We start from the raw sequence: 22,681 nt of genomic DNA, 5'->3' as shown, positions 1-22,681 counted from the left end.
CTTATCCCTCCTCTTCAGATTGCGCGATATATGCTGTCCATTCTTCTTCATGCGGTGCGATTCGCACTAATTGCTGAATAACAGGCAAAGCCTCGTCACGTTTACCTTCCTCCAGCAGGAATCGTGCATATTGATCCAAAAAGGCAGCATCTTCGTTCATCCCATCATATGCTTTCAAATACATTTCATACGCCTTTTTAAAATCTTCTGTGCGTTCATAGGCATATGCAAAAAATGCGTGGAGTAAAGGTATCTCTAACTGATCAGCTTCAGCGTAGGTCAGCAGTTCGATTAAGAGGTCATCCTTTTCCTGCTGTTCATAGAGCGACGCAAGCGTTACCAGTGCATCGATGTATTCCGGATCAAGCACCAGCGCCTCCTGCAAATGTTTTTCAGCCTCTTCGGGCAGTTGCAGTTTCAATGCGGATTTTCCGGCAGCAAGCTGTAATTCTTTATCAAATGCATCCCGTTCAATACCTTTCTTGAACCATTCATAAGCCTGCTTATCTTCATTCATCTGCGCGTAGCTTTGTCCTGTAAGCATATAGGCAGAGAAATAATCCGGGTCCATTTCAAGCAGCTGCTCCAGACGCCGGATTGCTTCCGGATAGCGGGCTGTTTGATAATAAGCAAGGCCCAGACCGAACAGCTCTTCAGGATTTTCTTCTTTATCCAGGAGCTCCTCGTAGAACGGGATAGCCTCCTCATACGCAGCACCTGCACTGTATGCTTCCGCAAGACGTGAAGACAGGCGCACACCTGCCAGCTCATCATGCGCCTCGTGAAGTTTCTGATAGATCCTCACGGCTTCACTGTATCTTCCTGAATCCAGCAGCAGTTCTGCCTGCGCGAGCTGAATCACCGGTTCGTGAGGAGCCAGGCCGGCCGCTTCCCGCACTTTGGACAGGGCCGTTTCCGCCAGTCCCACCATCTGATAGTAATCTGCCTGTGCAAGCAGTGCCTGTACATACTCTTCCTCATCTGGTGAAATGTCAGTCAGCAATAATAATGCTTCATCTTCTTCGCCGAGTTCAAGTAATGCTGCGGCACGATCTATCTTTAGCTGTGCTTCGCCGGGAAATACAAGTAATAGCTGAGAGAATATAAAGTCTGCCTGCCCAATAAATCCATAGTCGATTAGCATGTTTGCCACATCGTATAATGCGTCATATTCATTGGATGCCAGCAGTTTCTGTATGTTATCCTCAAGGGCATTCAAATCTCCGTCGAGTAAAATTTGCTCCAATTCCTGCAATACATTCATTTTTTCACCTGAGCTTTCTGTTCTGCTTTATTGATTGACTAGCCCCGAAAGGTCCTCGAAAAAACGCGGATACGAAATAGCGATACATGACGGATTCTCTATATGGACAGGACCCGACGTAATCAGCCCAGCGATTGCCGCCATCATGCCAAGACGGTGATCTCCGTAGGATTGCAGCACAGCACCCGTTAAAGGCGTCGGTCCGGTAATAATCATTCCGTCCGGCGTCGTTTCGATATCCGCCCCAAGTTTCCGCAGTTCAGCGGCTACCGCTTCAATACGGTCAGTTTCTTTGACACGCAGTTCTTCCGCATCTTTGATGACGGTCTTTCCTTCAGCTTGTGTAGCCAGCAGTGCAAGCACAGGAAGCTCATCGATTAATCGCGGAATCAGGTCTCCGCCAATTTCAGTCCCTTGTAACTTAGAGTGGCGAATTCGCACTGTGCCGTACCGTTCGCCGGAAAAACCTTGTTCATCCGATTGTTCGATATGAACACCCATCGAAGCCAGTACGTCCAGTATACCTGTTCGAGTTGGATTCAATCCAACTTTTAAGAACGATACATCACTGTTTTCGACTACTGCAGCAGCCACCATGAAAAATGCCGCTGATGAAATATCTCCGGGTACCACTACGTCTGTTCCCGTCAACTGCTGTCCGCCTTTGATCCGTATAGTTTTGTCATGCTGTTCAAGTTTCGCGCCGAATTGCACCAGCATACGTTCTGTGTGATCGCGTGATACCGAAATTTCCGTAACGGCAGTTGTACCTTTGGCTTGCAGACCGGCAAGCAATACAGCGGATTTTACTTGCGCACTCGCGACGGGCATCAAATAGTCAATAGGCTGCAATGGTGTACCAGTTATGGTCAGCGGCAAGTAATCTGCCTCTCCTTCACCAGTAATCTTGGCACCCATTTGTTCCAGCGGGTTTGTCACGCGTTTCATGGGACGCTTGGACAAATACTGGTCGCCGCACATCGTGGAAGTGACAGATGAACCCGATAAAATACCAAGCATTAAGCGGGCTGTCGTTCCGGAATTACCTGCATCGAGCGCTTTGTCAGGCGTCTGCCAATCTGCAATTCCGGGACTTTCCACCGTAACATCGGTCCCATTGCGTGTAATGGATACCCCCAGCTGTTTGAACATCTCAATTGTGCTCAGGCAATCTTCTCCATCTAAAAACCCGGAAATCGTCGTCTTTCCTTTGGCGATTGATCCCAGCATAACCGCGCGGTGAGAAATGGATTTGTCTCCCGGCACCTGTAATGTTCCGCGCAGGACGGGCTTTTCATATGAAACAGTCTGTTGTTCTGACATAGCGCTCTCCCCCTTTTAAAGTACGTGCATCGAATAATCAGTTTCTGCTGTCAATACTTGACGGGCCCGCTTACGTTCAGCAGCCGATTGAAAACTGATGACCAGAATACCGTAAACATCTGTCCGTGTTTCCACAATACGGATATTCGTCAGACTGATATTGGCATCTGCAAGGATTTCCGTAATTTCAGAAATGACACCCGGATGGTCCGGAATATCAATGTGTAAATCAAACGTCATATACAATGCGCCTTGAACTGCTCCTTCGTTCGTAGAAGGCAGCTGATCCCGGTACGTTTTTGCTTGCGCGAAGAAATCGAAAATCTGCTCGGGATCGTTCTCCAGCAGCATGTCACGAATATTGTTCATTTCACCGAGCCAGCCGTCTACTTGCGCCAGCAGCTCTTCCCTATTTTGAATGGTAATATCACGCCACATGACAGGATCAGCAGAAGCAATTCTTGTTAAGTCACGAAATCCGCCGGCAGCCAACTTTTTTACAAACGGCTGTCCTTCTTCCTGCTGCGCCAGGCGGCCGACCAGTGAAGATGCAACCAAATGAGGAAAATGGCTGATGATGGCGGTCATGCGGTCATGCTCTTCCGCCTGCAGAACAATCAGCTTTGCTTTTGTTGTTTCAAGAAGTGTTTCAATTTGAGTGATTTGTTCTTCAGTAGTTGATTCATTCGGAGTCAGGATATAATAGGCGTTTTCAAATAAATGTTCCATGGCAGCAGTGACCCCGCTTTTATGGGAGCCGGCCATCGGGTGCCCGCCAATAAAATTGATTCCTTTTTCTTGTAATGCTTTTGCTGCATCCATGATTGGTTTCTTTGTACTTCCTGTATCCGAAACAATTGCGTGCTCTTTAAAATCCCATTCGACAGCTTCTTCAAAAAGCGACACCGTCGTATTCACAGGTGTTGCAAAAAAAACAAAGTCAGCCTGTTCACAGGCTGATTTTGCGGAAGGTGCAACCGTATCGATAATTCCTCTGCGGAATGCCTCATCGGCTGTTGAATACGAGCGGTCAAAACCGATTATATGGATGTCCGGATTTCGTTTCAATGCGAGACCAAGTGATCCTCCGATCAACCCCAGGCCAATTATGCTTACAGTAGTTTTCATTGTCACCTATCCTTACTTGTCAGTTAATAATTGATCGAACGCCTTAAAGAATCCTGTATTTTGCTCATGCGTTCCAATGGTTACGCGAATATATCCCGGCGTCCCGAGCAAATTTCCGCTGCGGACGATGAAGCCATTTTTCAATAGATTCTCGCATGCCTCATCCGCATCGCCAGGTACAGCTATCAGCACGAAATTCGTAGCAGACGGATAGATATCCAGCGAATGCTGCTTCGCATAGTCCATAAAACGTGCGCGCTCTTCATCATTTTTCGTTACACAATGCTGAAGAAATTGCTGATCAGAAAGCGCTGCTTCCGCCACTGCCAATGCCAGGGAGCTATTGTTGAATGGATTGCGCACTTTATTTAATTGGGAAATGTTAGCTTCGTTCGTGACGCCGTACCCGATACGGAAACTGGCAAGTCCATATGCTTTAGAAAATGTGCGCAGAACAATCAGATTATCATAGTCATGAATCCACGGGATCGCGTCTTGCTGCGCAGGATCGGTGACATATTCAAAGTAGGCTTCATCAAGAACAATAAGGGCAGTTTCAGGTGCACGGTCAAGGAAATCTCTGATTGCTTCGCTGGATAACAGATTGCCTGTCGGGTTGTTTGGATTACACACCCAGATGACGGCCGTTTCTTCATCCGAAGCTTGTAAGAAGCCTTCCAAATCATGATCACCATTTTCAAGCAGGGAAACTTCACGAATTTCCGCGCCTTCAATTTTTGCATTATGTGCATATTGCGGGAACGTAACAGAAGCCATCACCGTGTTCTTGCCAGGCTGCAGTAAAGCCCTTGAAATAATGGTTACAATCTCATCTGAACCATTGCCAAAGAGGATTTCGTTCGGATCGATCTGATGAAATTCCGCCAGTTTCGTGCGCAATCCCGCCGTATACCCGTCTGGATAGATTTCAAATTGTGCAGCCTTTGAACGTAAATATTCTGCGACTTCCGGTGAAGAACCATAGGGATTCTCATTTGAAGCGAGCTTATGTACTTCATGCAGGCCGTATGTACGTTTGACATCTTCTAATGAACGGCCGGGTGTATAAGGTTTCATCGTGTGTAAAATTGATTTCCATTTCATAGAGCGCCTTCTCCTTTACTTCCAGCAGATTATTTTTGCAGGTCTGGCCGCAGTTGAACGGCTTTATTCTGATAGATATGCTGGATTTCATGTTGTTCTTTAGAAGTATTGACATTCATCATGACGCGGATGCATTTGCGCATTGATCCCGGAACATCGATTTCATGGGTGCACATGACCGGCACGTAAGTCCAGCCTTTGATGGAACGGATAGATTTTGCCGGGAATGCCGCTTTGACATCCACTGTCGTAGAGACGATTACCGATCCGATATCTTCCGGTCCGAACTCATTAGCCTCTGCCATTTCCAATACTAGCAATTCTGTAGCCTTTAGGATTTCCTGTGCATCATCGCTCTCTACTGTTGTTGCTCCTCTGATTCCTCTGACACTCATACAATTCCCTCGCTTTCCAGCTTTTCTTTGAATTCTGCAAAAGCTAGCCGGCAGTCATCTGAACTGATTTCTTTGACAAACGGCTCTCCAATTTTTTTCAGTAAAACAAAATTCATCTTCCCGAAAGAGGCTTTTTTATCTTTTTGCATATAAGACAGTAACTCTTCAAAACTATAAGAGAATACAGGTGCGAAAGTGTAGCCGTTTTTCTTTGCGAAATGCAGATAACGGTCTGTGAACCCTTCAGGGATCTCTCCATACTTTTCACTTAACAAGAAGGCGTATCCCATACCGATCATGACACACTCTCCGTGACTAAGGCTGCCGAAACCTGAAGCAGCTTCCACTGCATGACCAAAAGTATGGCCAAAATTCAGGAACTTGCGTGTAGAGTTTTCAAATTCGTCTTCTCCCACAATCGCAGCCTTGACTTTGATCCCTTGCAGGAGCTCTTTTTGAAGCCATGGAATCGAAGGTGCAGAAAACTGATCTTTCTCCAGCAGCTGTTCTGTCCACTTCGCATCCGAGATGAATGCGTGCTTGATAAGCTCCGCAAGGCCAGAACGCATTTCAGCAGCCGGCAATGTCTTGAAAACATCCGTATCAAACAGCACAGCGGAAGGCTGGTGGAATGAACCTACCATGTTCTTTCCTTCGGGCATATTAATTGCTGTCTTCCCGCCGACCGCGCTGTCATGCGCAAGAACCGTTGTCGGGCATTGAATAAAACGGATCCCCCGCATGAATGTAGCTGCTACAAAGCCCGTCAAGTCTCCGCATGCTCCTCCGCCAAATGCTATAAGAAGCGAGTTGCGCGTAAATCCTTCCGTCAGTAAAAAGGACTGGCAATCCACATAGACTTGCGGCACTTTGCAGCTTTCGCCGCCAGGCACGATTTTCACCGATACCTCGCGGCCTGAACGGATAAGCGCATCCTGCAGTAACGGCAAATGCAATTCAGCTACATGCGCATCCGCAATAATGCCGATTTTATCTGTCCCGTTTAATAACTCTGCATATTCAGTTGAAAATAAATCATATGTTTTTGATCCAACATGGACATCGTACTGTTGGTCGCGGACGGAAACGGTTAGCTTATCCATCTTAAAACTCCTTTACGTACTGTCTATATTGTTCAATATCCTTCTGTAAGCCGTCCATTGTATCTGAACGGAATTCTTCCATGATTGCTTTTGCCATCTCTGTGGCGATGACATGCTCCGCTACTACGGACGCTGCCGGAACCGCGCAAGGATCGGATCGCTCAATTGTCGCTACAAAAGGTTCTTTTGTGACTATATCCACGCTCTCCAGCGGTTTATAAAGAGTCGGGATCGGTTTCATTACGCCGCGGACCACGATCGGCATTCCCGTCGTCATACCGCCTTCAAGACCGCCTAAACGATTGGATTTGCGGTAATATCCCCGCTCTGCATCCCAGCCAATTTCGTCATGCACTTCACTGCCCGGCATTTTCGCCATCTCAAACCCAAGACCCACTTCCACACCTTTAAACGCATTGATGCTCATCATGGCGCCCGCCAGTTTCCCGTCCATTTTCCGGTCAAACTGCACATAGCTGCCAATTCCGGGAGGGCATCCTTCAATAATAACTTCCACTACACCGCCGAGTGTATCGCCGCGTTTCTTGATATCATCAATCGCTTCCGTCATTTTGACAGATGCTTCTTTGTCTGCACAATATACGGCATCTTCTTCCACGATGGCGCGCAATTCTTCAACTGACAACTCTGCATACGCTGCAGGATCTGTTTCAATGCCGCCGATTTCCGTCACATGGGCTACTGTCTCTATGCCCAGCTGACGGAGAAACTGCTTCGCCACCGCACCGATTGCCACACGCATTGTCGTTTCACGTGCAGAGGAGCGTTCAAGAACATTCCGTAAATCACGATGCCCGTATTTCATGCCGCCGACAAGATCCGCATGTCCCGGACGCGGGCGAGTAATTTGACGCTTTACATCTTCCGGGTTGACGTCTTCAGGAAGAGGTTCGACTCCCATGATTCCTGTCCAATGCTTCCAGTCATCATTGACGACTGTCAGGGTGACCGGTGAACCTATCGTCTTGCCGTGGCGCACTCCGGACGAAATTTCCACCCGGTCTTTTTCTATCTGCATTCTCCGGCCTCTGCCGTGTCCGCCCTGTCTTCTTTTCAATTCTTTATTAATCATTTCAGCTGTCAGTTCCATCTGTGCGGGTAATCCCTCAATGATGGCTGTAAGCTGCGGGCCATGTGATTCACCAGCTGTTATAAACCGCATATTCAATTCCTCCGTTGTATGTTTTAGTGTTTTTTTCGATAAAAGAATGTATCTGCCGATTCAAAATTATATTTTTCAGGGTTAAATATCTGCTCCGTACTTCCTACAAATAAAATTCCGCCCGGTTTAAGTGCTTTAGAGAAGTTCGTATAAATCTGATCTTTTGCCTCTTCCGTAAAATAAATCATAACGTTTCGGCATACTATCAAATCGTAGTTCGTATCGTATCTGTCCTCAAGCAAGTTATGCTGTTTAAACGTGACGGTTTTTTTGATCTCATCCACCACCTGATACGACGGGCCTTCTTTTATGAAATACTTATCAACGATCGGCTTCGGCACTTCTTTCAGGGCACGGTCGTTATATAAACCTATTTTGGCGCGATTCAAGACACCCAGGTCAAGGTCTGTGGCGGTAATCGAGATATCGCGCAGCGGGACGTGTGAGGATAGTACCATCGCCAGGGAGTAAGGTTCTTCGCCTGTGGAGCAGGCAGCGCTCCAAATTTTCAGCCGTTTATTATTTTCCAGCAGCTGCGGGAAAATCTTCTTCTCCAGCACATTCCAGCGGACTGCATTGCGGTAAAATTCTGACACATTAATCGTCATGCGGTCCAGAAATTCTTCCAGCAAGTCTTTATCCGTCTGAATTGCCTGGGAATAATCCTTGAAATTACGGAAGCCCTTTTTCTCGTATAACGAAGTGAGCCTGCGCTTCATTTGTGCTTCTTTATAGAGTGATAAATCGATTCCGGTCTTCTTTTTTACCCCCTGAATCAGTATCGAATAATCAGACATTTCATCCCCCCTGTTCCTATCTTTCTATGTACGTTCCTATTATAACGGAAAAAGCATGTCCTATGTATAAGAAAAACAGCCTCGCGAAATTCGCTCGGCTGTTTGTGGCGATTAGTTAATCCAGTTATTCACTGTTTTGTCATAAGTCACAAGCTCTTCTTCTTTGAAGAACAAGTTGATCTCGCGGCTTGCTGACTCAGATGAATCTGAACCGTGAATGATATTCTTGCCTACAGTTACAGCGAAATCCCCACGAATAGTACCTGGAGCTGATTCTTTTGGATTTGTAGCACCCATCATCAAACGCGCAGTAGAGATTACGTTCTCACCTTCCCAAACCATAGCGAAAACTGGTCCGGACGTGATGAATTCTACAAGCTCTCCGAAAAATGGACGTTCTTTGTGCTCACCGTAATGCTGTTCAGCAAGTTCTTGAGAAATGTTCATCAATTTCCCGCCAACTAATTGAAATCCTTTGTCTTCAAAACGGCCAACGATTTCACCAATAAGGTTACGCTGTACACCGTCAGGCTTTACCATTAAAAATGTTCTTTCCATCTGTTAAACACTCCTTCATCCGTATATAGGGAATAACCCTTTTAAATACTACCATTGACACCTTTTTCTTTCAACTATTAACAAACATCGTCAATATTTTCGCTGACCGATGAAGTCCGCAATCTGTACCAGCGCCTTTTTGGATTTGCCGTTTGGCAGACTTTCCAGCTCTTTAAGTGCTTTCGCCAAGTAAAGATCACTGATATGCTGGGCTTTATCTATCGCACCGCTCTGACGGATATAACGAAGCATCGCCTGACGGTCAGACTCTTCCATCTTCCCCGTAAATGCACGTTCCATGTACGGTTTGAATTGTTCATCGTCTTTTATGTATAAAACAGGAAGAGTGATATGACCGTTTAATAAATCGCTTCCGGCCGGTTTGCCGAGCTCTTCGTCTGTTGATGTAATATCCAGAATATCATCAACAATTTGAAACGCCATGCCTGTAAAATAGCCGTACCGTTTCAATTTCTGCACAGTCTCTGCATCCGCATCCGCACTCAATGCACCCAGTTCACAGCTGGAGGACAGCAATAAGGCTGTTTTCCGTTTGATGCGCTGCAAATAATCACGCAAATTCTGTTCGGTTTGCTGCTGGAAATCAATCTGAATGATTTCCCCTTTGCATATTTCCAGCATCGTCTCTGCCAATATTTGATGTACAGGCGCTTTTTCGATATTTCCGATAGAAGTCAGTGCGCGCGAAAAGATGAAATCTCCTGCGTACATTGCCACCCGGTTGTTCCATTTCGCTTTAACCGTCTCCAAACCGCGCCGCATGTCAGAGTCATCAATTACATCATCATGGACGAGAGACGCCATGTGAATCAGCTCCAGCGATACAGCTACTTTTGAAGCATTCTCAAGCGAATAGGTTCCGAATTGAGCAGCCAGAATTACAAAGATCGGCCGAATTCTTTTGCCTCCCGCTTTCAGTAAATGCAAAGAAGCTTGACGGACAATGGGAGAAGAAGATTGCACGGAACGTTCAAGCTTTTTTTCAATATAGGACATATCTTTGCGGAAATCCGTATAAAGCGACATTAACTTAATTTTTTCCAACCCTATTACCTTCTCCCGTGTACTCATTATTTGTATGCGATATGGCCCGCCGCCGCACCGCCACTGTAAGACTTATACGATACTTCCTGATAGCCGGCCTCGACAAACAGCTGTGCCAGCTCTTTCATGCCAGGGAAATCATTTGCCGATTCCTGGAGCCATGAATATTCTTTATAGCTCTTTGCAAAGAGTTTACCGAATAACGGCATAATATACTTAAAATAAAAACGAAATGCTTGTCGGTAGACAGGGATTTTCGGCTGGGAAGTCTCTAAACATACTGCCATGCCGCCTGGTTTCAGCACACGGCGCATTTCCTTCAGAACAGTCAGGTAATCCGGAACATTACGAAGTCCGAACCCAATCGTTACGTAGTCAAAAGAGTTGTCGGGAAAAGGAAGTGCCATCGCATTCCCCTGAACCAGCGTAAGATTTGGGTAAGGAGCTGTTTTTTCTCTCCCTGATTCCAACATATTGGCACTGAAATCCAGACCTGTCACTTCACCTGACGGCCCTGCCGCTTCAGCCAGCGCAACTGTCCAGTCTGCTGTTCCGCAGCAAACATCCAGAGCTTTTGCTCCCGGACGAACATTCATGCGAACCATAATATCATTTCGCCATTTTATGTGCTGATTAAAACTGATTACGGAATTCATCTTATCATAGTCTGCCGAAATTTTTTCAAAGACGTTATGAACTTTTTCTTCTTTTGAGACCGCCACAGTTCGCCCTTCTTTCTTCATTTCTGTTTACTTTCTTCTTGCTTCGTCATTTTTTGCAATTCGTCCAGTACGGATTTATGTAAATAAAAGCTTTGCCCTACTTGTTTTTCCAGCTGTTGTCCTAGCTGACTGATCCAATATTGCGTATCATTGTCATCCGGCACCAAGTGCGGGAATTTCATCTGTCCCAAGTTTTGCCGCTTGCTGTCGAGCAGCCACATGTAAGGAAAGAATGTTTCGGCGATATGCGTGTAGCGGCTAAAGCCGAATGTCTCAAAAAATTCCACAATACACGCACTTTCCACTTCAGTAATCAGCTGCAGTCTTTCCTCAAACGTTGCCGGCGGTGTCTGCAGAAGTGTTGTTTTGCATTCATTGACTCTGCCGATAGCGGCTGATAATGAACGAATGAGATGGAAATTAGGGATCGACGCCAATAATTTATAATGGATACCACTGAAGTGATCACCCGCAAGAACCATCAATTGCTGCTCTTTGGATGATGCATCCGCGATATCGATTTGATCATGGACATCAAAAGCCGTATGGATGGCACCAATCGCCAAGGCAGCTGTCTGCATTTCGTCCGACCACTGTTCACCGTTAAGCATAGGCAGCAGAAGCAGCGCGGCTTTTCGTCTGTCAATCGGCGCATGCCCTGCGTCCTGTTCGACTACTGGCTGATAAATCGCACGTCGCAGGTTTTGTATATAATTGTCGACTTGGTCAGTGAGTCCTTTTATCTCCATCAGTAAGCTCCATTCCCGTGAGTTGTACGGTCATTCTTTTTCTTCGCTTGTAATCACTCCATGCGCCGTGTGAATTTCGGCTTCTCCCCGAATTTTAATAGCGGATGTATGCTCGGTAAACTGCGCGATCATGACTTCTCCCCTATCTAACTTTTCGGTATGGTGAAACTTTGTGTCATTGCCTCTGGTGAGACCGATGACATTCACTCCATCTTTTTTCGCTTTGATAATCAGATAATCCGGTTGTGTCATTTTCGCATCTCCAGTCTATATATAGTCCTAATGATAGCATACATATCCGGCGCTCGGCAAAGACCTCAATTTGATTTTATAAGAGATAAAATTTCAGCGCGTTTGACATCATCATGCTCATAGATTCCTCTGGCAACCGTCGTGATCGTTTTAGCACCCGGTTTCTTGATTCCGCGCATCGTCATGCACATATGCTCCGCTTCAATGATGATATATACACCGTATGGATTGAGCTTTTCCATCATCGCATCCGCCACCGTGGACGTAATGCGCTCTTGCAGCTGCGGACGGCGGGCTGCTGTCTCCACGGCACGCGCAAGTTTGCTTAGACCCGCAACCACTCCGTCCCGCGGAATATATGCTACATGTGCTACACCGAAAAAAGGCACCAGGTGATGTTCACACATTGAATAAAACGGAATATCTTTAACTAACACGACTTCATCGTGATTTTCATGAAATACCGTGTCAAAATATTCTTTTGGATCCTTAGTTAATCCTTCAAATACTTCCTGATACATTTTCGCGACACGTTTAGGCGTGTCAAGCAGCCCTTCACGATTCGGGTCTTCGCCTATGGCTTCCAGAATCATTGTGACGGCCTGTTCTAATTTATTGATATCTTTCTCATTCATGACAGTATGTCCTCCTTATAGGAACAAAACCTATTTCACCAAAATACTAGCACATTCCGTTCATTCCGTATAGTTAGTTGTACTTCTTATGTATTCCGCCAAAAAACGGAAAGGAGTCCATCCATGGCCATCTGATTGACAGATTTGCTGGACGGACTCCTATGTAAAATCTCTAATTATTTTACTGCGTCTTTAAGTGCTTTACCTGCTTTGAAAGCTGGAACTTTACTTGCAGCGATTTCGATTTCTTCACCTGATTGTGGGTTACGTCCTTTACGTGCAGCGCGCTCACGAACTTCAAAGTTTCCGAAACCAATCAATTGAACTTTATCACCGTTAGCAAGAGTCGATTGAATTGTATCGAATACAGCTTCAACAGCTTTAGTTGCGTCTTTTTTTGTTAGACCTGCCGCTTCTGCTACAGAGTTAATTAATTCTGTTTTATTCACACCGTTCACCTCCTCTCAAAGGGGATGCTATTGCTGTTAACACTGTAAAAAGAGTAACATAAGAAAAACGGCGGTGCAACAATATTATCATGCTTTTCCTTTATTCGCGGCATTTCAAGGGATTTTCATAAGAATGCATAGAAAAAAGACCCGTTTTCAACGGATCTTTCATCATGCAGCCTATCCCATTTCATAAGAATTCGGCTTGATTACATCAAACAATAAAGGTGATCATGCCCTTATTCCCGTCATTCACCATTTGTTCAATCGTCTCCCGCAGGCGTTTTCTAGCGCGGTCCGGAACTGCGGCAGTCTTAAATCGGATACTTTCTTTCATGACCTCATGAAGCGGTGTGCCGAATAATTGTGTTTCCCACAGCGCATCCCGGTCATGCAAGTAAGCATTTTTCAACTCTTTCAGCAAGTGATGGCTATGGAACTCAGAACCGATCAGCGGGGCAAATTCCGCTTCCATGTCAATTCGGATAATGTGAAGCGACGGCGCTTTTGCCTTCATTTTCACACCGTAGAATGTGTCTTGTTTAATTAATTCCGGCGCAGTCGGCTGGAAATCTTCTATGGACGGCAACGCTACACCATAGCCCGATTTTTTTGCTGTATCGATTGCTTCCGCATATAGGTCATAGGACTTTTTCGCTTTTACTGCTTCCTGGATAAAAACCAGCCAATCTTTTTTCGAACGCATTTCCGTACCCATGAATTCCTCACATACCGCAACAAAAGCTTGTTCATCCATGTCAATCTTGACGATGGCTCTGCCTTTGCCTGCGTCCACTTCAATTACTTCAGCCTGTCTGACGAATTCTTCTTCCTGCAGCAGCTCCGCAATTTCCTGCACTTTACGAATCTTGGATACACCAAGGAAGCCGTCCTGAATCAGCTGATCAATTCGCGCATTCAGTTTATGGCTGTCTCCAAGCTCCTCCATCCAGTCAGGACGCTGCAGTTCAATGTCGGTGATTGGAAATTCATATAGTGCTTCCTTGAGGATCAGCTGGATCTCTGCTGCATTCAGCTGATCTGCACTGATGGCAATAACCGGTACTCCATACTTTTCATGCAACTGCTGTTTCAGTTCCAGCGCCTTCTCATGGGCAGGCATTTTGGAGTTTAATACAATGACAAACGGTTTGCCGATTTCCTGAAGCTTAGATACAATTTCTTTCTCCGCAACTTCCGCTGCAGCTCTTGAAATATTGTTCACTGTGCCGTCAGTCGTCAATAAAATACCGATCGTCGAATGATCTCGGATGACCTTGTCTGTACCAATCCGAGCCGCTTCCTGGAACGGGATTGGTTCATTGTGCCAAGGGGTATGAACATATTTCGGCCCATCCTCATCCTCATAACCTTTGACGCCGTCAATGACGTAGCCGACACAGTCAGCTAAGCGAATTTGGAATTCAAGTTCTCCATCCCCGATTGAAACGCTTGTTCCTTGGGCAGGTACGAATTTAGGTTCTGCAGTCATAATTACGGGACCTGGTGAACTTTGAGGCAGTTCGTCTTGTGCACGAATCCGATCGTTGGCATCCGTCATGTTCGGAATAACAACTTCCTCCATGACTCGTTTGACAAAAGTGGATTTCCCTACTCGAACAGGGCCTACCACACCTATATAAATGTCGCCGTCTGTTCTTCTAGCTAAGTTTTCGTATAATTCTTCTTTCATCATTAGCCCTCCTTTTTCTCCGCATAGTAGCTTATGAAATAGAAAAACGTTTCATGCATGGATGCAAGAAACGTTTTTGGGTAATGTAATTATTTTTAGTTAATACTTTGTGCCAATCCCTATTTCAGACGAATAAGGGATGCCTTCAAAATGCCCGCCGTCAGCCCGCCGGACAGCAAGTGCGAAGGCATGCCCCGCTTTGACCAGCGTCGGGATTTTGCCGAAATCGCAGAAGGAAACAGCAAAGGACCGGTTCACTGTTATTTCTTCATAAACACCGGCTCGTTGTTTTCATCCACTGTATACGGCATGGAATATGCCGGGAGCACAAGGGAGTTCTCGTACAGCAGATAGCGTATATCTGTGCCCGGTTTGATTTCAGGCTTTTGCTCCATCAGGATTTTATTGAGGTCGATGGAATAGTCTACGTAGAAGTTTCCATCGCCGCCTACTACGATAGGCAAATGTGCATCAGAGTATGGGCTTTCTACTGTCAGCGGCTCTTTGAAGCCCATTTTCTTAAAATCTACCGCATACACATTTTCGCCGACCGGGTCCAGAAACGGCAATTCACCGTTGATGAATTTACGAAGGTTTAGGTCGCGAAGTTTCTCAGTGATCCGCAAATCTACCAATTTGACCGTCGGGTTTTCCTCTACATCCATGAGGACGTATTGGAAGATGCCTCCGTTTTCAAAAGCATTGGACGGGATCTTTTCTGTGAAGTCCGGTACTATTTTGGAGAACTCGATAGGATACTTTATGTATTGATCGGTTTCCTGATCGCGTGTTTTAATCGGCAACAGTCCCCCCGATTGTTCTTGATAGCGTTCTACAGCTTTCTGGACAGTTTCCTGCTGATCAGGATACGGTGTCTCACTGGCCTGCTTCTCTTCAGGCGAACGGCCGCCAAGGCATCCCGACAGCAATAGGCCGCAGATGAGGACTGACAGTATCAGCAATTGTTTTTTCATGTTTTACGCCCCTCCAGTCGGTCCGTTAAATACTAAATAGACCATAGCAAAGAACGATGAAATTAATAATGCATACGCAATAATCGCAAACAGGATACTTACCACACGGTTTTTAATTTTATATCGGCTTGCATAAATCAAGCCCATTGAAATTACCATGAAACCCATTGCGTAAAAAGATAGCCACATTTTATCTAACGAGGACAAAATTGTCACCCTCCTACAGTTTAAATACCGAAAAACGTATCGATTTCTTGTTTCTTTCCACGGCTCATCAATTGATCCACAGCCTGCTTTGGCGGAATGCCTCCAAATAATATGGAGTACAGCGCTTCTGTCAGCGGCATATTCACTTCAAATTGCTGTGCGAGCCGGTATGCCGCTTTCGTTGTGCGGACTCCTTCTATGACCATGCCCATTTCCTCCGTAACCTTCTCAAGAGACTGGCCTTTTCCGAGCAGATTGCCCGCCCTCCAGTTTCTTGAGTGGACGCTCGTACAGGTAACAACCAAATCACCTAGTCCCGTCAGTCCGGAAAACGTTTGTTGACCAGCACCCATTTTCACGCCAAGCCGCGTAATTTCTGCCAGACCTCTTGTGATAAGCGCTGCTTTCGCATTGTCACCGTATCCAAGACCGTCTGAAATACCCGCTGCCAATGCGATGACATTTTTCAATGCACCGCCAAGCTCTACACCAATCACGTCTTTATTCGTGTAAACACGGAAATAATTACTCATGAATAAATCCTGGACACGCTCCGCGGCTGCCATATTGCATGAAGCTGCCGCCACTGTCGTTGGATGACGCATAACCACTTCTTCCGCGTGGCTCGGCCCGGACAGTACGACAATCGCTTCACGCAGCGATTCATCGATCTCTTCTGCAATAATTTCAGAAATTCGTTTCAGCGAGTCCGGGTCTATTCCTTTGGAGACATGAACAAAGACAGCCGGTTCAGTCAATAATTCTTGTATACTTCTGCATGTTTCACGCATCGCAACAGTCGGCACAGCCAGGACGATGGTTTTCGCATGCTGCACCGCGGTCTTCAAGTCACTTGTCGAGTTAAGGTTCTCGGGCAGTTTCACTTCCGGCAAATACCGGTGATTCGTATGCCGGTCATTGATTTCATCCGCCTGCTCTGCGCGTCTTGTCCAAATCAGGCTGTCATGTCCGTTTTCAGCCAGCACAAAAGCGAGCGCCGTTCCCCAGCTTCCTGCTCCGATTATAGAGACTGTTTCCATTACCTCCACCCTTTCTGTTCGAGTAGTCAGCTTCTTGCTCTCGTAATTAAACGAATCGGCGTCCCTTCAAATCCAAATGACTCACGCAGCCGATTCTGTAAAAAACGCTCATAAGAGAAGTGCATGAGTTCCGGTTCGTTAACAAAGACCACGAACGTCGGCGGCTTAACTGCAACTTGTGTCGCGTAATAAATACGCAGACGGCGCCCTTTATCAGATGGTGCCGGATTTCTTGCCACTGCATCCTCCACCACTTCATTGAGCACGCTTGACTGAATGCGCATCGCATGGTTTTCACTGATCATTTGAATGTTGGAGAATAAAGTATGCACACGCTGCTTTGTTTTAGCGGAGACGAAATGAATGGGTGCATAATCAAGGAATCTGAACTGATCACGAATGTCGTCGATAAAATTATTCATTGTTTTATCGTCTTTCTCCAGGGCGTCCCATTTATTGACTACGAACATGACTCCTTTACCCGCTTCTTCCGCATAGCCGGCGACACGTTTATCCTGCTCACGGATACCTTCTTCCGCGTTTAGCACAATCAATACGACATCTGAGCGGTCAATCGCTTTAAGCGCGCGCAGCACACTGTATTTCTCCGTGTTCTCGTAGACTTTCCCTTTTTTCCGCATGCCTGCTGTATCAATGATTTTGAATTCTTGTCCATCCACTATTTTGGCGGAGTCAATCGCATCCGTTGTAGTTCCTGCGATATCACTGACAATCACACGCTCTTCACCAAGCAGCGCATTTACAAGTGACGATTTACCGACATTCGGGCGCCCTATCAAACAGAATTTGATTGAATCATCGTCTTCCTCTTCCAAGTTCATGTCTTTAAAACTCTCCGCCATCGCATCAAGCAAATCACCAAGGCCCAATCCGTGCGATCCGGAAATCGGGTATGGCTCGCCAAATCCAAGTGAATAGAAATCATAAATCATGTCTCTCATCTCTGGATTATCCACTTTATTTACTGCTAATACGACCGGCTTATTCGTTTTATACAGCATACGTGCAACTTGTTCATCTGAATCAGTTACGCCGTCTCTGCCGTTCGTCAAAAAGATAATGACATCTGCTTCATCAATGGCAATTTCCGCCTGCATGCGAATCTGCTCCAGCAGCGGCTCGTCACCAATATCAATACCGCCTGTATCAATCAGGTTAAATTCATAGTTCAGCCATTCTGCTGAACTGTATATACGGTCCCGCGTCACACCGGACACATCTTCTACGATGGAGATGCGTTCGCCTACAATCCGGTTAAAAATTGTCGATTTCCCGACATTTGGTCTTCCTACGATTGCTACTGTTGGTTTTTTCATTTTCTTTCAATACACCCTTCCGACCTATCTTTGAATATTATACACAAAAAGAATGATGATGCATATGAAAGCATCATCATTCTGATTACGCATATTTACGATTTGTGACCAGTTGCACACATTCAAAGAATTATTCTTTAAATTTTTTCAGCTGATCGCCGATGACATCACCAAAAGAGAAGCCGGTAGTTTCTTCAGGCATTTCATAGCTGAAGTTTTCTTCACGTGTTTCTTTTGGTTTGTCAATCAGGTCTTTAATGCTCAACGAAATACGTTTTTCCTGCGGATTGACATCCAATACTTTAACTTGTACGGATTGCCCTTCCTCTAATACTTCTTGAGGAGTGCCGATATGTTCGTGTGCAATACGTGAAATGTGGACAAGGCCTTCCACGCCTGGCAAGATTTCCACGAATGCGCCGTATGCAACCAAACGCTTGACCGTTCCCTCGAGAACAGAGCCGACTTGTGCTTTTTCCTCAATATTTTCCCACGGCCCAGGCAATGTATCTTTAATGGACAGCGACACGCGCTCTGCGTCACGGTCAACAGATAATACTTTCACCTGGATTTCGTCCCCCTCTTTCAGCACATCCGAAACATTTTCGATATGTCCATGGGAGATTTGTGAAATGTGGACAAGGCCGTCTACGCCGCCGATATCAACGAATGCACCGAATGACGCGATTCGCTGAACCGTACCGTCCAAAATGTCGCCTTCTTGAATACCCGAAAGCGCCTCTTCTTTTTTCTGTTCATTCTCTTCTTGAACAACTGCACGGTGTGACAGGATCAACCGGTTCTTTTCCTGATCCATTTCTACGATTTTAAATGTCATCGTACGTCCTTTATAATCATCGAATGACTCGACAAAATAATCTTCCACTAAAGAAGCTGGGATAAAGCCACGGACGCCAAGATCAACAACGAGTCCGCCCTTTACAACATCTTTAACTTCAGTTTCGATAATTTCACCGTTTTCGAATTTCTCTTCCAATGAATCCCATGCGTTTTCCGCATCGACTTGCCGCTTGGACAGCACATACATTTCATCTTCCACTTTTGTAACTGCCAATTGTAATTCATCACCGACTGAGACTGCATCTTCTGCTTTTTCAATATGCAGGCTGGAAAGTTCGCTGATCGGAATTACGCCATCAAAAGGAGCGCCTGCGATTTCCACAGTCACCGATTTCTCTTCAACCTTTGTTACTACACCTGTTACGCGTGCACCTTCACCGTATTCTTTCACTTCATCCATATTCATCTCTTCAGTCATATGTAGTCCTCCTCCATAATGAATCTTATCTCTATAGTATGCGAATCTACACACAAAAACAAAAATTTGCTCTTATTCTTTTATTTATGCTGTTCAATTAACTTGGATATTTCAGCCATAATGGCTTCTGTAACTTCTTCTGCTGATGCTTTTCTTTCGCGGTAAGGCGTCATATCCATTGCTTTCCCATATACCACTTTCAATTGGGAAAATGCTTTATACGGTCCAATGATTGCACAAGGGACCACTTTAGCATCCCCTCCTTTTAACGCAAAGAATCCTGCACCCGCCAAACCTTTACCAATCTCTCCCGTCTTGCTTCTGGTGCCTTCAGGGAAAAGACCGACTACCTTTTCGTCGCGCAGCAGTTTAATTGTTTTGCGGAATGCTTCACGGTCACTCATACCGCGTTTCACAGGATACGCCTGCACCCGCGGCAACAGAGTTTTCAGAACTGGCTTCGAGAACAGCTCTTCTTTTGCCATGAAATGAACTGTCCTCGGGCACGTGATGCCAACGATCGGCGGATCCAGATTATCGATATGATTGGTGCATAATAGGACGCCGCCTTCTTTTGGGAAGTTTTCCTGGCCAATAATTTTAATCCGGTAGAGCGGAAAACAAATAGTGCCAATCAGAAATTTGCCAAGCGGATATAAGTTCATTGGGCCAGCCTCTTTTCCGCATACTCAATAATAGAGTTTGTCACTTCTTCTATTGTTTTCCCTGTTGTATCAATTATAATCGCATCTTCCGCTTTTTTTAACGGAGAAATTTTACGTTCGCTGTCCGCCTTATCCCGTTCACTGATTTCCCTTTTCAATGTTTCATAATCTGAAGACATTCCGCGCTGCTGTTCTTCAAGCAGCCGGCGCTCCGCACGTTCTTCAACAGACGCTGTCATAAAGATTTTCAGTTCTGCCTCTGGCAGTACGGACGTGCCGATATCTCTGCCGTCCATAACGACAGAAGATTTTGCTGCCAGCTGCCGCTGTTTAGCCACCAGAAGTTTACGGACAGCTGTCATTGCTGCAATAGCCGAAACATTCGCCGTTACTTCATGCGAGCGTATCGCATCCGTTACATCCGCGCCGTCAAGCAAGACTTTCTGTACTTGTTCACCAGGCTGCAATTCAATATCCGTCTGGCTGATCAGCTGCATAATTTCTTCTTCACTGCGCGGATCTGCTGCGTGTTGAAGCACCTTGAATGTAATGGCCCGATACATCGCACCTGTATCGATATACGTATATCCCAATTTTTTAGCTACTAATTTAGCAATTGTACTTTTGCCTGCCGCGGCAGGGCCGTCAATTGCGATTCTCATTCCACCAGTCATGCTGAAAACCCCTCCATTTACGCCTATATTGTACCATATGCAAAAAGGAAAAGCCTGTTTTCAACAGACTTTTCCTTTAGCTATTTCGCAATTCCAACTGCCGTTCAAAACAATACCGGATAATATGCTGTCTGTCTTTTTCATCAATTTCATTGAAGGCGAAAGAAGTGAGTCTGCGCTTTTCACTTTCCCAGTTTCGGACTACTTTAGCTTTACATGCCACGTATTTGATTTCTGTCTTGGAGAAATACAGCACAATCATTAATTTCACTTCTTCATTCGGAGCAAAATAATCGTGATCTTTCATATTGACCGCCAGTCCGCCGGCACTGATATCCAGCGACACCAGCTGCAAGGCGGATGCATCTGCCTGCAATGCAACGTCAAGTGATGTATCCACACGGACGAACTCTCTTCTTTGAATTTTGATCAATTGCTTATCTCCGGGGTATTTCAGTTTGAGCATAGGGATAGTCCGGTTGACGCGGCTGTGGACTTCCGTACGGAATGCAAAGGACATTTTATACTCATCCACAAACGTAACCAACAGCTGTGTCCCGTCAATGAAGAAGGCCGTTTTACCGGTTGCCATATTGATGGGATAATCCATCATAAAGTGTTCATCGTCTTCGATATCCACCACCCGGCATTTGAATTTCTCCGATTCCTCTGTATAGTCCTTCTCTATCGTTAATACCGTTCCAATAGTTAATCTCATTTCTCCACCTGCCATTACTTACTATTCCTTCTATTATGTCACGTGGAGTAAATTTTTCCAATCTATTTATTATTGTTTTTCAGTTGTTATGACTTCCAGCGTATCCGTGTCCACAAGAATTTTATACGTCTCTACATTTTCTTTTCCTGCCACAACGGTCAGATAATATGCAAGACGCTGTTCCAGCTGGCTGTTTTCTACATATGCCAGCTCTTCTTCCATTACAGTGACTTCTGACCTGAAGAACTTATTCCAGTCGACATCCCGGACCGGCTGCGGCTTGAGTTGCTCTTTTCTAATATACTCGGAAGCATCGAGTCCAATAATTTCTCCATTGTCTTTAGCTAATTTAATATGAATTGGATCAGAGAAGACTTTTGCGTTGTTGCCGGGATTCACCCGTACATAGACAAAGTGCCAGGCACTGTCATTTTCCCTTGCTTCTTCGAGTACAAGGTCCTTATAATCTGCTTGCTTTAAAAACTGTTCCGCCGATTTATGCAGCTCTTCATAGGATCTCTGAGGTTCACCCATCCGGCGCTCAACTAAATAAGACAAAACATGTCCGCCTTTTTCCGTGATGTCAATATATCCAATCGAGGAGTTTTCTGCAAATCGAATATGATAAAACGGATAGGGTGCACCTTTTCTGCTTCTTTCCGCAGCAATAATATCGTTAGAAACAGCAGGCAATAATTTTTTAAATTTCTGTATCGCTTCTTCTTCGGAAATCTTTTGGTCCTTTAAATCACGGAGTTCTTTTTTCTTTTGCACATCCGATTCGCTCGCTGTCAATGGAAATACTGTTTCGGTATATTCCATAACAGTTTGCCCCATCTTATTCCAGTTGTTTTTTCCTTCGGGGGAGTCACGTAATTTTTTTTCCCAGTGACCGATTGACATTTTGCCTGACATCAAATCTTTTGTCGCCAGCTGCCATTCACTTGAAAACTCCTCCAGGTTATCTGCCGCCCGTTGAATTACTGCGTAATACTCATCAGGATCTCCCTGTTCGGTCGACTGTTTGGCATAGTTCCCCAAACGGCCTAAGTAATTCATCCATGAAGTGGAAAAACTTTCATCTACGGGAAGCGATGCAATAGACGTCTTAATGTCAGAGGACAGCCTCCAAATATCTTCCCTTTCCTTCGCCGAACTTTTTTGATCTTCAAAAAGCAATGATTTTTTTACCGCTTCTTCAAGTTCGCCAAGCTTTTGTGAGGCATCTGTCATACTTTTCGAGTACTGGGTATTCAGTGCAATTGAAAGCTGCTCATTCTCCTGTACAGTTCCGATTGTATAAATCCCCAGTACAATAAATGAATACGTTAGAATAAAAATCATTCGCTTCATAATTCGTCTGCATC

Annotated in this window: 26 protein-coding genes; all 26 read right to left on the bottom strand. The window is 45.4% G+C overall.

The window, feature by feature from the left end:
* Nucleotide 1: 1 nt before the first annotated feature.
* The 26 genes from SporoP33_RS15240 to SporoP33_RS15120 all read right to left on the bottom strand — a co-directional run bounded on the left by SporoP33_RS15240 (nt 2) and on the right by SporoP33_RS15120 (nt 22,667).
* Nucleotides 2–1,264, bottom strand: coding sequence for a tetratricopeptide repeat protein (locus tag SporoP33_RS15240; protein ID WP_081244534.1), 1,263 nt, complete (start codon nt 1,262–1,264; stop codon nt 2–4).
* 27 nt (nt 1,265–1,291) lie between these two features.
* The gene (aroA, locus tag SporoP33_RS15235; RefSeq protein WP_081244532.1) at nt 1,292–2,587 is read right to left on the bottom strand and encodes a 3-phosphoshikimate 1-carboxyvinyltransferase; all 1,296 of its coding nucleotides are present in this window, start codon (nt 2,585–2,587) and stop codon (nt 1,292–1,294) included.
* Between the two features lie 15 nt (nt 2,588–2,602).
* On the bottom strand, nt 2,603–3,715 hold the full coding sequence (locus tag SporoP33_RS15230; protein ID WP_081244531.1) for a prephenate dehydrogenase: 1,113 nt from the start codon (nt 3,713–3,715) through the stop codon (nt 2,603–2,605).
* Nucleotides 3,716–3,727: 12 nt separating this feature from the next.
* Entirely contained in the window at nt 3,728–4,819 is a 1,092-nt protein-coding gene (gene hisC / locus SporoP33_RS15225; protein ID WP_081244529.1) for a histidinol-phosphate transaminase, read from the bottom strand.
* 29 nt (nt 4,820–4,848) lie between these two features.
* Nucleotides 4,849–5,214, bottom strand: coding sequence for a chorismate mutase (aroH, locus tag SporoP33_RS15220; RefSeq protein ID WP_081244527.1), 366 nt, complete (start codon nt 5,212–5,214; stop codon nt 4,849–4,851).
* A complete protein-coding gene (gene aroB / locus SporoP33_RS15215; RefSeq protein WP_081244526.1) occupies nt 5,211–6,317 on the bottom strand; it encodes a 3-dehydroquinate synthase in 1,107 nt (368 codons plus the stop codon). Before aroB ends, aroH begins: the two co-directional genes overlap by 4 nt.
* Nucleotide 6,318: 1 nt before the next feature.
* Nucleotides 6,319–7,500, bottom strand: coding sequence for a chorismate synthase (gene aroC / locus SporoP33_RS15210; RefSeq protein WP_081244524.1), 1,182 nt, complete (start codon nt 7,498–7,500; stop codon nt 6,319–6,321).
* A gap of 23 nt (nt 7,501–7,523) precedes the next feature.
* The gene (locus tag SporoP33_RS15205; protein ID WP_081244523.1) at nt 7,524–8,297 is read right to left on the bottom strand and encodes a CheR family methyltransferase; all 774 of its coding nucleotides are present in this window, start codon (nt 8,295–8,297) and stop codon (nt 7,524–7,526) included.
* Between the two features lie 111 nt (nt 8,298–8,408).
* Nucleotides 8,409–8,855: a nucleoside-diphosphate kinase gene (ndk, locus tag SporoP33_RS15200; RefSeq protein ID WP_081244521.1), complete on the bottom strand. Its 447-nt coding sequence runs from the start codon at nt 8,853–8,855 to the stop codon at nt 8,409–8,411.
* A 90-nt stretch (nt 8,856–8,945) separates the two neighbouring features.
* On the bottom strand, nt 8,946–9,920 hold the full coding sequence (locus tag SporoP33_RS15195; RefSeq protein ID WP_081244520.1) for a polyprenyl synthetase family protein: 975 nt from the start codon (nt 9,918–9,920) through the stop codon (nt 8,946–8,948).
* A gap of 26 nt (nt 9,921–9,946) precedes the next feature.
* Nucleotides 9,947–10,642: a demethylmenaquinone methyltransferase gene (locus SporoP33_RS15190; RefSeq protein ID WP_155961408.1), complete on the bottom strand. Its 696-nt coding sequence runs from the start codon at nt 10,640–10,642 to the stop codon at nt 9,947–9,949.
* A 17-nt stretch (nt 10,643–10,659) separates the two neighbouring features.
* Nucleotides 10,660–11,391: a heptaprenyl diphosphate synthase component 1 gene (locus SporoP33_RS15185; protein ID WP_081244518.1), complete on the bottom strand. Its 732-nt coding sequence runs from the start codon at nt 11,389–11,391 to the stop codon at nt 10,660–10,662.
* Nucleotides 11,392–11,421: 30 nt separating this feature from the next.
* Nucleotides 11,422–11,643: a trp RNA-binding attenuation protein MtrB gene (gene mtrB, locus SporoP33_RS15180; RefSeq protein WP_081244516.1), complete on the bottom strand. Its 222-nt coding sequence runs from the start codon at nt 11,641–11,643 to the stop codon at nt 11,422–11,424.
* A 65-nt stretch (nt 11,644–11,708) separates the two neighbouring features.
* Entirely contained in the window at nt 11,709–12,278 is a 570-nt protein-coding gene (folE, locus tag SporoP33_RS15175; RefSeq protein ID WP_081244515.1) for a GTP cyclohydrolase I FolE, read from the bottom strand.
* 176 nt (nt 12,279–12,454) lie between these two features.
* Entirely contained in the window at nt 12,455–12,727 is a 273-nt protein-coding gene (locus tag SporoP33_RS15170; RefSeq protein WP_037561579.1) for an HU family DNA-binding protein, read from the bottom strand.
* A gap of 214 nt (nt 12,728–12,941) precedes the next feature.
* Nucleotides 12,942–14,420, bottom strand: a complete 1,479-nt coding sequence (spoIVA, locus tag SporoP33_RS15165) for a stage IV sporulation protein A (RefSeq protein ID WP_081244514.1) — start codon at nt 14,418–14,420, stop codon at nt 12,942–12,944.
* A gap of 99 nt (nt 14,421–14,519) precedes the next feature.
* Entirely contained in the window at nt 14,520–14,678 is a 159-nt protein-coding gene (locus SporoP33_RS16160) for a hypothetical protein (protein ID WP_155961380.1), read from the bottom strand.
* A 2-nt stretch (nt 14,679–14,680) separates the two neighbouring features.
* Nucleotides 14,681–15,394: a hypothetical protein gene (locus tag SporoP33_RS15160; protein ID WP_081244513.1), complete on the bottom strand. Its 714-nt coding sequence runs from the start codon at nt 15,392–15,394 to the stop codon at nt 14,681–14,683.
* Nucleotides 15,395–15,397: 3 nt separating this feature from the next.
* Nucleotides 15,398–15,610 (bottom strand): DUF2768 domain-containing protein, encoded by a 213-nt coding sequence (locus SporoP33_RS15155; protein ID WP_369821941.1) that lies wholly within the window; start codon nt 15,608–15,610, stop codon nt 15,398–15,400.
* An 11-nt stretch (nt 15,611–15,621) separates the two neighbouring features.
* Complete coding sequence (locus SporoP33_RS15150; RefSeq protein ID WP_081244511.1) at nt 15,622–16,641, bottom strand: NAD(P)H-dependent glycerol-3-phosphate dehydrogenase; 1,020 nt, start codon at nt 16,639–16,641, stop codon at nt 15,622–15,624.
* Nucleotides 16,642–16,667: 26 nt separating this feature from the next.
* A complete protein-coding gene (der, locus tag SporoP33_RS15145; protein WP_081244509.1) occupies nt 16,668–17,978 on the bottom strand; it encodes a ribosome biogenesis GTPase Der in 1,311 nt (436 codons plus the stop codon).
* Between the two features lie 130 nt (nt 17,979–18,108).
* The gene (rpsA, locus tag SporoP33_RS15140) at nt 18,109–19,257 is read right to left on the bottom strand and encodes a 30S ribosomal protein S1 (protein ID WP_081244508.1); all 1,149 of its coding nucleotides are present in this window, start codon (nt 19,255–19,257) and stop codon (nt 18,109–18,111) included.
* An 80-nt stretch (nt 19,258–19,337) separates the two neighbouring features.
* On the bottom strand, nt 19,338–19,922 hold the full coding sequence (locus SporoP33_RS15135) for a lysophospholipid acyltransferase family protein (protein WP_081244506.1): 585 nt from the start codon (nt 19,920–19,922) through the stop codon (nt 19,338–19,340).
* Nucleotides 19,919–20,596 carry a (d)CMP kinase gene (cmk, locus tag SporoP33_RS15130; RefSeq protein WP_081244505.1) on the bottom strand — a complete coding sequence of 226 codons (678 nt, stop codon included), beginning with the start codon at nt 20,594–20,596 and terminating at the stop codon, nt 19,919–19,921. The genes SporoP33_RS15135 and cmk overlap by 4 nt, the downstream gene beginning before the upstream one ends.
* Nucleotides 20,597–20,672: 76 nt before the next feature.
* Nucleotides 20,673–21,314, bottom strand: coding sequence for a flagellar brake protein (locus SporoP33_RS15125; RefSeq protein WP_158233624.1), 642 nt, complete (start codon nt 21,312–21,314; stop codon nt 20,673–20,675).
* Between the two features lie 69 nt (nt 21,315–21,383).
* A complete protein-coding gene (locus SporoP33_RS15120; RefSeq protein ID WP_081244503.1) occupies nt 21,384–22,667 on the bottom strand; it encodes a PepSY1/2 domain-containing protein in 1,284 nt (427 codons plus the stop codon).
* Nucleotides 22,668–22,681 lie beyond the last annotated feature (14 nt).

It is taken from the genome of Sporosarcina sp. P33 (assembly GCF_002077155.1).
GTDB lineage: Bacteria > Bacillota > Bacilli > Bacillales_A > Planococcaceae > Sporosarcina.
The sequence above is the reverse complement of the archived record's forward strand: the minus strand, read 5'-3'. Positions and strand labels throughout refer to the sequence as shown.

What these genes read in the sequence shown, in the direction of transcription:
- ndk (WP_081244521.1), bottom strand. Translation starts at nt 8,855, where the DNA reads ATGGAAAGAACATTTTTAATGGTAAAGCCTGACGGTGTACAGCGTAAC.
- aroH (WP_081244527.1), bottom strand. Translation starts at nt 5,214, where the DNA reads ATGAGTGTCAGAGGAATCAGAGGAGCAACAACAGTAGAGAGCGATGAT.
- SporoP33_RS15240 (WP_081244534.1), bottom strand. Translation starts at nt 1,264, where the DNA reads ATGAATGTATTGCAGGAATTGGAGCAAATTTTACTCGACGGAGATTTG.
- aroB (WP_081244526.1), bottom strand. Translation starts at nt 6,317, where the DNA reads ATGGATAAGCTAACCGTTTCCGTCCGCGACCAACAGTACGATGTCCAT.
- mtrB (WP_081244516.1), bottom strand. Translation starts at nt 11,643, where the DNA reads ATGACACAACCGGATTATCTGATTATCAAAGCGAAAAAAGATGGAGTG.
- SporoP33_RS15125 (WP_158233624.1), bottom strand. Translation starts at nt 21,314, where the DNA reads ATGAGATTAACTATTGGAACGGTATTAACGATAGAGAAGGACTATACA.
- SporoP33_RS15230 (WP_081244531.1), bottom strand. Translation starts at nt 3,715, where the DNA reads ATGAAAACTACTGTAAGCATAATTGGCCTGGGGTTGATCGGAGGATCA.
- cmk (WP_081244505.1), bottom strand. Translation starts at nt 20,596, where the DNA reads ATGACTGGTGGAATGAGAATCGCAATTGACGGCCCTGCCGCGGCAGGC.
- aroC (WP_081244524.1), bottom strand. Translation starts at nt 7,500, where the DNA reads ATGCGGTTTATAACAGCTGGTGAATCACATGGCCCGCAGCTTACAGCC.
- SporoP33_RS15160 (WP_081244513.1), bottom strand. Translation starts at nt 15,394, where the DNA reads ATGAAAAAACAATTGCTGATACTGTCAGTCCTCATCTGCGGCCTATTG.
- SporoP33_RS15185 (WP_081244518.1), bottom strand. Translation starts at nt 11,391, where the DNA reads ATGGAGATAAAAGGACTCACTGACCAAGTCGACAATTATATACAAAAC.
- SporoP33_RS15150 (WP_081244511.1), bottom strand. Translation starts at nt 16,641, where the DNA reads ATGGAAACAGTCTCTATAATCGGAGCAGGAAGCTGGGGAACGGCGCTC.
- hisC (WP_081244529.1), bottom strand. Translation starts at nt 4,819, where the DNA reads ATGAAATGGAAATCAATTTTACACACGATGAAACCTTATACACCCGGC.
- SporoP33_RS15135 (WP_081244506.1), bottom strand. Translation starts at nt 19,922, where the DNA reads ATGAACTTATATCCGCTTGGCAAATTTCTGATTGGCACTATTTGTTTT.
- rpsA (WP_081244508.1), bottom strand. Translation starts at nt 19,257, where the DNA reads ATGACTGAAGAGATGAATATGGATGAAGTGAAAGAATACGGTGAAGGT.
- SporoP33_RS15205 (WP_081244523.1), bottom strand. Translation starts at nt 8,297, where the DNA reads ATGTCTGATTATTCGATACTGATTCAGGGGGTAAAAAAGAAGACCGGA.
- der (WP_081244509.1), bottom strand. Translation starts at nt 17,978, where the DNA reads ATGAAAAAACCAACAGTAGCAATCGTAGGAAGACCAAATGTCGGGAAA.
- aroA (WP_081244532.1), bottom strand. Translation starts at nt 2,587, where the DNA reads ATGTCAGAACAACAGACTGTTTCATATGAAAAGCCCGTCCTGCGCGGA.
- spoIVA (WP_081244514.1), bottom strand. Translation starts at nt 14,420, where the DNA reads ATGAAAGAAGAATTATACGAAAACTTAGCTAGAAGAACAGACGGCGAC.
- folE (WP_081244515.1), bottom strand. Translation starts at nt 12,278, where the DNA reads ATGAATGAGAAAGATATCAATAAATTAGAACAGGCCGTCACAATGATT.
- SporoP33_RS15120 (WP_081244503.1), bottom strand. Translation starts at nt 22,667, where the DNA reads ATGAAGCGAATGATTTTTATTCTAACGTATTCATTTATTGTACTGGGG.